The sequence below is a fragment of the Phreatobacter sp. genome, from assembly GCF_030691135.1.
Classification (GTDB): domain Bacteria; phylum Pseudomonadota; class Alphaproteobacteria; order Rhizobiales; family Phreatobacteraceae; genus Phreatobacter.
On sequence record NZ_JAUYFA010000089.1, the window covers coordinates 66,413 to 78,763 of the forward strand.

10 protein-coding genes are annotated in these 12,351 nt (G+C 65.2%); 1 reads left to right on the top strand and 9 read right to left on the bottom strand.

What is annotated here, in order from left to right; translation table 11 throughout:
• Positions 1-223 precede the first annotated feature (223 nt).
• Entirely contained in the window at positions 224-1,711 is a 1,488-nt protein-coding gene (locus Q8O26_RS17080) for a PAS domain-containing methyl-accepting chemotaxis protein (RefSeq protein ID WP_305577748.1), read from the top strand.
• A gap of 30 nt (positions 1,712-1,741) precedes the next feature.
• On the opposite strand, the gene soxA is transcribed toward Q8O26_RS17080, so the two are convergent.
• The 9 genes from soxA to Q8O26_RS20775 all read right to left on the bottom strand — a co-directional run.
• The gene (gene soxA, locus Q8O26_RS17085; RefSeq protein WP_305577750.1) at positions 1,742-2,494 is read right to left on the bottom strand and encodes a sulfur oxidation c-type cytochrome SoxA; all 753 of its coding nucleotides are present in this window, start codon (positions 2,492-2,494) and stop codon (positions 1,742-1,744) included.
• Positions 2,491-2,820, bottom strand: a complete 330-nt coding sequence (locus Q8O26_RS17090; RefSeq protein ID WP_305577752.1) for a thiosulfate oxidation carrier complex protein SoxZ — start codon at positions 2,818-2,820, stop codon at positions 2,491-2,493. The genes soxA and Q8O26_RS17090 overlap by 4 nt, the downstream gene beginning before the upstream one ends.
• Before the next feature lie 3 nt (positions 2,821-2,823).
• Positions 2,824-3,303 (bottom strand): thiosulfate oxidation carrier protein SoxY, encoded by a 480-nt coding sequence (locus tag Q8O26_RS17095; protein ID WP_305577754.1) that lies wholly within the window; start codon positions 3,301-3,303, stop codon positions 2,824-2,826.
• Positions 3,304-3,306: 3 nt separating this feature from the next.
• Positions 3,307-3,747: a sulfur oxidation c-type cytochrome SoxX gene (gene soxX, locus Q8O26_RS17100; protein WP_305577756.1), complete on the bottom strand. Its 441-nt coding sequence runs from the start codon at positions 3,745-3,747 to the stop codon at positions 3,307-3,309.
• Positions 3,744-5,918, bottom strand: coding sequence for a molybdopterin cofactor-binding domain-containing protein (locus tag Q8O26_RS17105; protein WP_305577757.1), 2,175 nt, complete (start codon positions 5,916-5,918; stop codon positions 3,744-3,746). The genes soxX and Q8O26_RS17105 overlap by 4 nt, the downstream gene beginning before the upstream one ends.
• A gap of 11 nt (positions 5,919-5,929) precedes the next feature.
• A complete protein-coding gene (locus Q8O26_RS17110) occupies positions 5,930-6,388 on the bottom strand; it encodes a (2Fe-2S)-binding protein (protein ID WP_305577759.1) in 459 nt (152 codons plus the stop codon).
• A 284-nt stretch (positions 6,389-6,672) separates the two neighbouring features.
• Positions 6,673-9,252: an FG-GAP-like repeat-containing protein gene (locus Q8O26_RS17115; RefSeq protein WP_305577761.1), complete on the bottom strand. Its 2,580-nt coding sequence runs from the start codon at positions 9,250-9,252 to the stop codon at positions 6,673-6,675.
• A gap of 147 nt (positions 9,253-9,399) precedes the next feature.
• Positions 9,400-11,760 (bottom strand): VCBS repeat-containing protein, encoded by a 2,361-nt coding sequence (locus Q8O26_RS17120; RefSeq protein WP_305577763.1) that lies wholly within the window; start codon positions 11,758-11,760, stop codon positions 9,400-9,402.
• Positions 11,761-12,195: 435 nt separating this feature from the next.
• Positions 12,196-12,351: FG-GAP-like repeat-containing protein (locus Q8O26_RS20775; protein ID WP_371134597.1), on the bottom strand; the 156-nt coding region annotated here is incomplete at its 5' end.

The following is a 12,351-nucleotide window of genomic DNA, read 5'->3' on the forward strand; positions in this document are numbered from 1 at the left end:
ATTCATCTGCAGTTTGTCGATCATGCCTGTGCAATCGATTTGCTGTCTTTTCGTCAATACATCATCAGAAACAAACAAAGCGATGCCCAATTCTGAATAAAAATCGCCCTTCCGTGACACGGAATATCAAATCATTGAGTAATCATTCGTGGAAAATGGCGTGTTAATTATATTTAAAGCAGTTTTCGACAATTTCGGCGCGGAAGAATCTGAAGGGGATCAGATGTTCGGGTTGAAGTCGTTGTTGAGTGGCGATGCCACGGCCACCGTTGCTGCGCTCGATCGCTCACAGGCGGTCATTGCGTTCAAGCCGGATGGGACGGTCCTGACAGCCAACCGCAACTTTCTCGATGCCGTAGGCTATTCGCTGGCCGAGGTGCAGGGCCAGCATCATGCGATGTTCGTCGATCCGAGCGAACGCGACGGGGCGGAGTACCGCCGCTTCTGGGACAGCCTGCGCGCCGGCCAGTCCAAAAGCGCCGAATTCAAGCGGTTCGGCAAGGGCGGCCAAGAGATCTGGATCCAGGCCACCTACAATCCGCTGCTCGACGCTTCGGGCAAGGTCTACAAGGTGGTCAAATTCGCCATCGACGTGACCTCGGAGAAGCTGAAGAACGCCGACCTTGAAGGCCAGCTTGACGCGATCAACCGGGCGCAGGCCGTCATCGCCTTCGATCTCGCCGGCACGATCCGGATGGCCAACGAGAATTTCCTGAAGGCCGTCGGCTACCGGCTCGACGAGATTGTCGGCCAGCACCACCGGATGTTCGTGCCGCCCGAGGATCGCGACAGTCCGGCCTACCGGGATTTCTGGAGCGCTCTCGGGCGCGGCGAATTCCTCTCGGCCCAATACAGGCGCATCGGCAAGGGCGGCAAGGAAATCTGGATCCAGGCCTCCTACAATCCGATCCTCGACATGAACGGCAGGCCCTTCAAGGTGGTCAAATTCGCCACCGACATCACCGCCGACATCAAGGAGCGGCAGCGCCGCACGCAGATCCAGCAGCAGATCGACACCGATCTGGAGGCGATCGGCGAAGCTGTGACCAGCGCGACGCGCGAGGCGACGGAGGCTGCCGCGGCGTCTACCCAGACCAGTTCCAACGTCCAGGCGGTCGCAGCCGGCGCAGAGGAACTCGCTGCCTCGGTGAGCGAGATCAGTCGCCAGGTGACCCACTCGCGCGAAATCTCCATGACAGCCGTCGATCAGGCGGCCAGGACCAACGGCATTGTTGCCGGTCTTTCGGCCGCGGCCCAGCGCATTGGGGACGTGGTCCAACTCATCAACAACATCGCCGCCCAGACCAATCTCCTTGCGCTCAACGCCACGATCGAGGCGGCGCGTGCCGGCGAGGCCGGCAAAGGCTTCGCGGTGGTCGCCTCCGAGGTGAAGAGCCTCGCCAACCAGACCTCCAAGGCCACCGATGAGATCAGTGCCCAGATCGCCTCGGTCCAGTCCTCGACCGAGGGTGCCGTCAGCGCCATCGGCGAGATTGCCGCGACCATCTCGACCATCAGCGAGATCGCCACGGCGATCGCCACCGCCGTCGAGGAGCAGAGCGCGGTGACGGCCGAAATGTCGTCCAACATGCGCGTTGCCGCCCAAGGCGTGACGGCCATCTCCGGGTCGATGGGCACGATCGCCCGGTCGACGACGGATATCGACATGGCGGCGCGCAAGGTCAGGGAATCCTCCCGCTCCCTCGCCTGAGGCGACGCGGACGGGGCCGCGGTCGCGCGCCTAGCGCCGGATGCCCGGGGTCTCGACGGGCAGGCCCTTCGCCCGCGCCGCCAGATAGAGCTCGAGGGCGAGATATTCGGGAGCTCCGAGCGGAAACTGCGTCGCCCGGACGCCGAGCGAACAGGCGCGCAGCCGGCGGTGCAGCGAGCCCATCGTGTTCCATTCGAGGCGATAGGCGGGAAAGCCGGTGCCGACCCCGCTGGAAATGACGTCGCCACGCAGGCGCCGACCGACATTCTCGTCGTGGCATTGGGCGCAGGACAGATTGAGCTGGCCCTGGCGCAGGGTGTAGAGGCGGCGGCCCTCCGCGACGAAGCGCGCCGCCGGCCCGTCCGTGGCGACCGAGACCGGCAAGCTGCGCGACTGCAGGGCGACGGCCGCCGTCAGCGACAGCAGCGCCTCGCTCTCGTAGCCTAAGGCGGGAGCCTGCTGATGGCTGCTGCGGCAGGTCTCGATCCGGCCTTCGAGGTTGAGAAGGTCGCCGGTCTGCGCCACCTGGGGATAGCGTGTGGCGACGCCGCGCATCCCCGTGATGTCGCCGTGGCACCCCTGGCAGGAGGGGCGCCCGCCGGCCGGTGCCGCCCGCCACAGGGCCTCGCCGGTGTCGATCCACAGCCAGCCGGGATGGCGGGACGGATCGCCCTGCAGGGCGCGCAGGTCCGGCGACAGGAAGGTCGCAGGCGCCCGCACCTCTCCGGCGACGGCTGGCGCCGTGGCGACGAGGAGCAGCAGAAGGGCGGTGAGGCCTTTCATGTCACCGTCAGGACCTGCCGGCGCTCATAGATGGCCCCACCGTCCTCGATCCACTGAAAGACGAGCTCGCCGGTCTCGATGACGCGGGTGGTGAAGGCGACATAAGGATTGGCGGCGATACCGGTCGACAGGTCTATGCGGAAGATCTCGGTCCCCTCCTGGGTGACGCGCAGGGTGTGGATGATCTTGCGCGGCACCGGCCTCAGACCCGGGGCATCGATAGCCCGCTCCATCGGGTGGCGGGCGAGCACGCGGATCTCGATGATCTCGCCGCGCCTGGCCCCCGGCGGCATGGTGATGCGGGCAGGAAGGGTCGCGTTGGCCATGACTCAGCCTCCGTCCACGCAGGCGCCGAGGATGACGATCACCTCGCGGCTGTCGCGATGAACGAGGCCCCTGCTCGTCTCGGCCAGGACGACGATGGTCTGGGTCTCAGCGAGGCGGATGCGGGTGGCGACATCGGCGCGGCCGGCGCGCGGTCCGATATGGAAGGTCGCCACGCGCGGGAAGGGGTTCTTCTCCGCGAGGATGTGGATGCGGGCGACGTGGTCATCGGCGCTCATCGGGCTGTCGACCTTGATGGCGAGGTCGACGGAATTGCCGTTCTCGGAGAGCGTCGGCATGTCGAGCGACAGCCCCGTACTCACTGGCACGCGTCCGGCGAGGATCGCCTGCTGGGCGGCGGCGAAGCTCTCGGGCGATGCCGACTGGGCCGCCGCGGCCGTAGGCAGGAGCGCGGTCGCAGCGGTCGCGGCGAGGGCATGGCGCCGGGTCAGGAGGACCGGTCTCGATGAGGGATGGGCGGTCATCGTTCACTCCTTCAGGGCGGACAGATAGGCGACGACATCCTCGATCTCCTGGGCCGACAGGACGGGACGGCCGCGCCAGCGCTCGTCGACATGGGCCAGCCCGGCGATGCGATGGTAGGCCGGCATCACCGCCTCCGCGTTCACCACGGTCGGATCGATCAGCCGCAGCCTGATCTGGCCGGGGGTGAGGCGGCTTCCGACGCCGGCGAGCGGCGGTCCGACCTCGCCCATGAAAGCCTCCGAACGGTCAGGCACCGTGTGGCAGATCAGGCAATTCGCCGTCTCCCGGTTGCGCACGATCCGGGCCCCGCGCTCGGCGACGCCGACATGCCCGCCGAGCGGCGCGGCGACGGCATCGCCGACGACGACATGGGGGACGATCTCCTGCCCTGCCGCGGGGCCGGCGAGGCCGAGGAAGGCGAACGCGGCAACGAGAGCCCTCACGCCCGCCTGAGATCCTGGTCCTTGAGCGGGACCGTGCGGAGGCGTTTTCCGGTGGCGGCGAAGATCGCGTTCAGAACGGCCGGCGCCGCGACCATGATGGTCGGCTCGCCGACACCGCCCCAGAACCCGCCGGAGGGCATGACGATGGTCTCGACCGCCGGCATCTCGTCCATGCGCAGGACGTTGTAGCTGTCGAAATTGGTCTCGACGATCTGCCCGTCCTTCACCGTGCAGGCGCCATAGAGCAGGGCCGACAGGCCATAGACGAAGGAGCCCTCCACCTGCATTTCGATCTGGCGCGGGTTGACGGCTATGCCGCAATCCGTGGCCGCGACGATGCGGTGGATCTTGAGCCGGCCTGCGGTGTCGACCGATACCTCGGCGGCGGCGGCGACGAAGCTGCCGAAACCCATCTGCTGGGCGATGCCGCGATGGATGCCAGCCGGCGGCGGCGTGTCCCAGCCGATGCGCGCGGCGACGGCGTTCAGCACGGCGAGGTGGCGCGGATGGTTGCCCATCAGCTTGCGCCGGAAGGCCAGGGGATCCTGGCCCGCCGCATGGGCGAGTTCGTCGAGGAAGCACTCGAGATAGATCGCGTTCTGGTTGTGGTTGACGCCGCGCCAGAAATGCGGCGGCACATGGGTGTTCCGCATCGCATGGTCGATGAGGAGGTTGGGGAAGGCATAGCCGATCTGGCCCTCGTTGCCGCCGGCATTGAGCCCCTGGAACTGCACGGGGTCGCGGCCGTTCTGCAGCGCCGTGGGGAAGACGTAGGAGAGGATCGACTGGCCGGAAATGCGCATGTGCAGGCCGACGACATTGCCCTGGGCGTCGAGGCCGCCGGTGAGCTTGCACATGGTGACGGGGTGGTAGCGCCCCTGCACCATGTCTTCCTCGCGCGTCCACTGCGTCTTGATGGGCACGCCGGGGATCTGCCGGGCGATGGTTACCGCCTGGATGAGCCAGTCATGGGTGGTGCGCCGGCCGAAGCCGCCACCGAGATCGACGCGATGGACGTCGCAGGCCGTCTGCGGCAGGCCCGCCGCCTGGGCGGTCGCCGCCAGCGCCGCCTCGCCGTTCTGGGTCGGGCACCAGACGTCGCAGCGCGTCGGCGTCCACACCACCGTGGCGTTCATCGTCTCCATCGGGGCGTGGTTCTGGAAGGGATAGGCGTAGACCGCCTCGACCTTGCGTGCGGCGCCGGCGATGGCGGCCCTGGCATCGCCGTTGCTGTTGCCGACGAAGGCTTCCGAGGCTTCGAGCCCCTCGCGCAGGCTGGCCGCGATGGTCTCGGACGAGACCGCACGGTTCGGGCCGTAATCCCAGGTGACCGGCAGGGCATCAAGGGCGGTCTTGGCCTGCCAGAACGTGTCCGCGACGACGGCGACGGCGGTATCACCGACCTTGAGGACGTGGCGCACGCCCGGCATGGAGGCGACCTTGGCGGCATCGAACGTGGCGACCTTGCCGCCGAAGACCGGGCATTCCTTCGGCACCGCCACCAGCATGCCCGGCATCTTCAGGTCGGAGCCGTAGACGAGGGCGCCGGTGGTCTTGGCGGCGGTGTCGAGACGCTTCACCGAGGTGCCGATGACGGTCCAGTCCTTGGGGTCTTTCAAGGGCACATTGGCGGGCGGCGACAGGCGCGCGGCGGCGGCGGCGACCTGACCATAGCGGACCTGGCGGCCGGAGGCGGCATGGGTGACGACACTGTCCTTTGCCGTGCACTGCGCCGCGGGAACGCCCCAGGCATCGGCGGCGGCCTGGATCAGCATGACGCGGGCGGTGGCGCCGCCGCGCCGGACATAGTCCTGGCTCTGGCGGATGCCCTGGCTACCGGCGGTGAGGAAGGCGCCCCAGGCGCGGTTGCGGGCCAGTGACTGTCCGGGGGTCACATATTCGGTGACGATCTTCGACCAGTCGCAGTGCAGTTCCTCGGCGATCATCTGGCAGAGGCCGGTGCGTGTGCCCTGGCCCATCTCGGTGCGGGCCATGCGCAGCACCACCGTGTCGTCCGGCCGGATCACGACCCAGGCGTTGATCTCGGGCGTGGCTGCTGGCGCCGGCTGCTGGGCCATGGCGCCGGTCGGCAGATAGAAGCCGACGGTCAGGCCGGCGGCGGCCTTGAGGACGGCGCGGCGGGAGGTCGTCGTGGTCTCGATGAGCGTCATGTCGGCCTCCCTCAGCCCTGGCGGTTCGCGGCGGCCTGCTTGATGCCGGCGCGGACACGGTTGTAGGTGCCGCACCGGCAGATGTTGGTCATCGCATTGTCGATGTCCGCGTCCGTCGGGTTGGGCTTCTCGGCGAGGAGCGCGGCGGCCGCCATGATCATGCCGGACTGGCAGTAACCGCACTGGGGGACGTCGAGGTCGCGCCAGGCGACCTGAACCGGGTGCATACCGGTCGGCGACAGGCCCTCGATGGTGACGATCTTCTGCTCAGGGGTGACCGCACTGAGGGGCAAGGCGCAGGAGCGCATCGCCTGGCCGTCGATGTGAATGGTGCAGGCACCGCAGGCGGCGATGCCGCAGCCGTATTTGGTCCCGGTCAGGCCCGCCTGTTCGCGCAGGACCCAGAGAAGCGGCGTGTCGTCCGCCGCGACGACCTCGACCGTCTGGCCATTGATGTTCAGCCTCGCCACACGCCGTCTCCCCTTATTCGCCGGACATTCGTCAGTCTCTGTTACGGCCCAAGTCGAGCCTCGTCCCGCTCGGGGCACAACCCGCTTCTGCGCGCCGGGACTTCACTTTGTCGAGAGGGGTCGGTGAGCCGGTCGAGAGGGGTCGGTTAGCCAGTCGAGGATCATGCCTCCCCGGGCTGTCGGCACGCATCAGCCGACCCGCTGCGGCGGCTTCTTCAGACGCCGGCGTCATCGGCATGGAACGGCGTTGCAGCAAGCGCTTCAGATCGTGCGGAGGGCGGCCCTCACGCCACCGCCAGCCACTGCGTGCCGAGCGCGCCGCTCACCGTGCCCCAGCCGCCGAAGGTGCCGGCGTTCATGTCGGCAAAGTAGGTGGTTCCGTTCGCCGTATTCTGGACGATGACGTCGCGATAGCCGTCATTGTCGACATCGGCCGAGCCCCGGACGTCCCAGCCGGCGAGGCCGTTGGCCACCACGCCCCAGCCGGCATTGGAGCCGCCGAGCATGTTGACCCACCAGATGTCCGACGTGCTGGTGTTGCGGAAGACCACGTCGGCATAGCCGTCGCCGTTGAGGTCGGCGGCCTCGCGGGCCACCCATGCCGCGCCCGCCGGGCCCGCCACCGTGCCCCACTGGTTGTTGACGACATCACGGTAATAGGTCGTGCCGTCAGCGATGTTCTGCACCAGTACGTCGGAGGCGCCGTCACGGTTGAAGTCGCCGAGTCCGACGGTGCGCCATCCCGTTCCGAGGTTCGGCCCCAGCACCCACCCTCCGAAGGCGCCGCCGGCATTGAGGTCGGCGATGAAGGTCTGTCCGGTGCCGTTGTCGCGGACCAGTACGTCGGCTGTGCCATCACGGGTGACGTCGCCCGAGGCAATCGCCTGATAGGCGCTGGTCAGCAACGTGTTGACCACGCCCCAGACCGGTGCACCCGAGGCTATGTTGACCGTATAGATCGATCCGGTACTGGTATCCTGAATCAACGCGTCGGAACGGCCGTCGCCAGTGAAGTCGTCGGAGCCGACGAGGCGCCAGCCGGCGGGCAGCGAACCCAGGACGCTGGTAAAGCCGCCGGCTGCGCCAGCCGTCATGTTGACGAAGGCGACCTGACCGGTGGCGCTGTTCTGAAACAGCACGTCGTCGAAGAACGAACCGTCCATGTTGGAGACCAGGTTTTGCTGGATGCCGGCCAGGCCGAATGCCTGATTGCCCGGCCCGAAACCCATGAGTTCAACATTGACCATGGTGTCCACGCCGTCTGTACCGGACGCCGCGGTTACCTGTGTAAAGATTTGCCCGCCCGAGGCGAAGCTGCGGACATAATAGTTCGCCCGCGCCAGAGTGAAGAGCGCGCCGTCATAGCCGGCACCGCCATCGAGACCGTCGTTCGCAACTCCGCCGACGAGGAAGTCGTTCGCACCGCCCCCCGACAGGCTGTCATTGCCGTCGTTCCCATAGAGCCAGTCGTTGCCATTGTCGCCGGAGACGGTGTCGTTGCCGGTGCCGCCGAAGAGGCGGTCGTTACCCTCGCCGCCGGACAGCGTGTCGTTGCCACTGTCGCCGTTGACGAGGTCGTCCCCCCCCTCGCCGCGGAGGGTGTCATTCCCCAAGCCGCCATTGATCCTGTCAGCGAAAGAGCCGCCGCGCCATTCCTCGTCGGCGTCGGTGCCGTTGAAGACCGTGGGGTCGAAGATCTGCATGCGGATGCAACTGCCCGAGCCATCGCCGCCGTCGCCGGACTGCCAACTCGCTACGAAGCGGCCATCAGCCAAAGCGGTCAGGCTGGGAACGAACTGATTGCCCAAGCCGGTGGTGTTGACGATGAAATCGTTACCCGACGGGGTGCCATCGCTATTGTATATTCGTGCCCGTATGCAGTTGCCCGAGCCGTCGCCGACGTCGTTCGATCCCCAACTCGCCACGAAACGGCCGTCGGCCAAAGCCCTTATGCAGGGTTCGGATTGATCTGCCGCCGCGGTGGTGTTGAGGAGGAAATCCTCGCCCGCCGGCGTGCCGTCGGCATTAAACACCCGCGCACGGACGCAACTGCCTGATCCGTCCCCGGTGTCGAACGACCACCAACTCGCCACGAATCGGCCGTCTACCAAAGCCGTGACGCTGGGGTTGAGCTGATTGTTGGCAATGGTGGAGTTAACGATAAAGTCAGGACCCGACGGAGTTCCATTCCCATTAAAGATCCGCGCCCTGATGCAGGTGCCCGAGCCGTCAACAGTGTCGTCGGACCGCCACGTAGCGACGAAGCTGCCGTTAGCCAAGGCCACAACGCTGGTATCAAACTGGTCGCCTGTCGTAGTACTGTTCACAATGAAGTCATTACCCGACGGGGTGCCGTCGCCATTGTAGATTCGCGCCCGGATGCAGCTGCCCGAGCCATCGCCGGTGTCGGTGGACTGCCAGCTTGCGACAAATCTGCCATCGGCCAAAGTGGTCAGGCTGGGAGTGACTTGGTCTGCCGCGGAGACGGTGTTGACGATGAAATCATTGCCCGAGGGGGTGCCGTCGCCATTGTAGATTCGCGCCCGGATGCAACTACCAGACGCGTCGCCGGTGTCGTTGGACTGCCAACTCACCACGAAGCGGCCATCGACCAAAGCCGTCAGGCTGGGGTCGACCTGGACGTCCGCAGTGGTGGAGTTGACGATGAAATCACTGCCCGCCGGGGTACCATCGTCATTGTAGATTCGCGCCCGGATGCAGCCATCAGGTCCGTCGCCTTGGTCGCTAGACCACCAACTCGCGACGAAGCGGCCATCGGCCAAAGTTGTGAGGCTGGGGGCGACCTGGCTGGCGTCACTGGTGGTGTTGATGATGGCATCTGTTCCGACGCGGCCGATGGGCATACACAATCTCCAAGGTTGCCAGCGACTTGGTGGCGTCACAGATCCAGCGGGGGTAGCATTTCGCCAACAGTCACCGCAGATGTCCCGCCCCGAGCCCGGAAGTTCAAATTCCTCGGCGTCATGACGTCGTCCGCAGACGCGTATCGATCATGCGACGGCCAGCCACTGCGTTCCGACAGCCCCGCTGACCGTGCCCCAGCCGCCGAAGGTGCCGTTGTTCATGTCAGCATAGTAGGTGGTACCGTTGGACAGGTTCTGGATGATGACGTCGCGCCAGCCGTCATTGTCGACATCGGCCGAGCCACGCACGTCCCAGCCGGCGAGCCCGTTGGCCACCACGTTCCAGCTGGCATTGGTGCCGCCGAGCATGTTGACCCACCAGATGTCCGACGTGCTGGTGTTGCGGAAGACCACGTCGGCATAGCCGTCGCCGTTGAGGTCGGCCGCCTCGCGGGCCACCCACTGCGAGCCGACTGCGCCCGACACGAGGCCCCACTGGTTGTTGACCATGTCACGATAGTAGGTCGTGCCGTCTGCGATGTTCTGGACCAGAACATCCGAGCCGCCGTCGCGGTTGAAATCGCCGAGGCCGACGGTGCGCCAGCCAGTGCCGAGGTTCGGACCGAGCACCCAGCCGCCGAAGGTCCCACCGGCATTCATGTCGGCAATATACGTGGCGCCGGTAGCGGTATCGCGCACCAGCACGTCGACGGTGCCATCACGGGTGACGTCACCGGAGGCGATTGCCTGGAAGGCGCTGGTCAGGTTGGCGTTGACCACACCCCAGACCGGCGCTCCAGAGGCGATGTTGACCGTGTAGATGGCACCGTTGGCGGTATTCTGCACCAGCGCCTCGGACCGCCCGTCGCCGGTGAAGTCGTCGCTCCCGACCAGCCGCCAGCCGGCGGGAAGCGAACCCAGAATGTTGGTGAAGCTGCCCGCGCCACCGGCATTCATGTTGACGAAGGCGACCTGCCCCGTGGCGCTGTTCTGGAACAGAACATCGTCATAGCGAGCGCCGTCCATGTTGGAGACAAGGTTCTGCTGGATCCCGGCATATCCATAGGCGCGGGAGCCGCCCTGGAAGCCGAACGTTTCCACGTTCACGATCGTGTCGGTGACTGCGACGGGTATGCTCCTATCGGTGACGCTCGTGTAGAAGCGCCCGTCGAGGCCGAGGAAGCTCCGGATCTGGAAGTCGGCGCGGGTGCCGCTCCACAGTGCGGCGTCAGCCCCCGCACCGCCGTCCATGGCATCGTTGCCCTGCCCGCTGCCGAGAATATCGTTGCCGATATCACCGGTCATGACGGCCGCGTTGGATCCGGCATAAATGCGGTCATTGCCTTCTCCCCCGGACAGGGTGTCCGGCGTGATGTAAGAAAATTGGGTGGTCTGCCCGTAGATTGTATCGTCGCCGCCGCCGCCATTGATCACATTGATGACCTGGGTTTCGGCGAAGATCGTGTCATTCGCATTGTCGCCCTGTTGCGTGACGCGCACCTGGTGCCGGAGAAGCTCGACATGGCTGCCGCTCTGGTCGCCGGTGGTCGGCGCGGTGTTTCCGATAACCGTCCACATCACACCATTGATGCCGCTCGACACTTCGGCAAAACGATAGGCTCCGGACACCGTGTAAAGGGGGTCGGCGACGGTGGCGAGTTGATTGCCCTGAAAGTCGAAGACCACCGGATAGATGCCGGTCTCCGAGATAAGCAGCGACGGGTTATTCCCTGATCCGCCAGTTCCCGACCGGAACATCACGAGGTAGTTTCCGCTGACGGCCAGTTCCACGCTGGTGACATTCTCTGTCGTGGTCGGCCTCGTCACCAAAAGCTCGCCGGAGCTCGAATAGATGCGCAGCGTGGCCGTCGCCAACGTGTTGGCGTCGCTTGTGGCTACGGCGATATTGCCGTTCGGCAGGACGACGATGTCCTGCATCCGCTCGCCGGCGAAGGTGCGAACCGATACCGGAACGGACGGGACATCGATCACGAAGCCGGAGGAGCCATCTGACCTGTTGTAGCCGTAGATATTCGTACCGTTCTCAAGGGTGACCAAAACGGCGGCGTCAGAGTTGCTGCTAACGGTCACTGGTAATTGCGCAGCTTGGCCAGGAATAAAGTTCCCGAGGACGACTGATCCACCGGAGCCGATGTTGGCCAGCCAGTTGAACCCGCCCGATGGATTGGCATCGACCTGCAGGTTGAAATAATTGCCCTGGAAATTGCCGGCGACGAGCTCAGGTGGAGAGCTGGAGAGGCCGGTCGGGCCAAAATGCTGCGCATAGAGGTTGTAGACTGTGAAGGGAATGTCCCCGATGATGGTCGTGGAGGATTGCGCGAAGACGACCGAAAAATGCCCGGCAGGATACATGACGACCTGGGGGAGTCCTATCAGAGTTGAATTGGTGCCCTGCGTGGACGTAGAACCGCTTCCCTCGTGGCGCCCCGTAAAGGGGTCAAAGACGTCGACTCCGATGGAATTTCCGGATGTGTAGGCGATGGTCACGTAGCTATCCGCATCGATAGACCCAGGAACCTGGTTACCGTCCGTAAACCTCCGGTTGCCCAGAACGCCGGGAGAGCTCACGGTTGCAATGATGCGCGTAACAGACATATCCGACCGCCCCGTATTTACACGAACCTTCCGTTGAAACTATCGCGTTTGATTGCAATTGCAAGTCAGTGATTAAATGCCGAAATGAAGAATAGGCGGGGTAAGTTCAACGGCTAAGCTTCTGTGGTGACGACCATGCCCGTCAGGAGAGTTGCGCCGCGCGGCCCATTGTCCAATTGGCGGATAGGCCTTTCTCACCCAGCTCTAAGCCGCTGCCTCGATAGGCTAAAGATTACAACACGAAAGAGAATTTGTAAGTTGCTGGCGCTCACGCCTCAACTGAATGAAGAAACGTGGGGGGGCCTGTCAACGACTTGCTCCGTTAAATCACGCCACCGCCAGCCACTGGGTGCCGAGCGCGCCGCTCACCGTGCCCCATCCGGCGAAGGCGCCGTTGTTCATGTCAGCGTAGTAGGTGGTTCCGTTCGCCGTATTCTGGACGATGACGTCGCGATAGCCGTCATTGTCGACATCGGCCGAGCC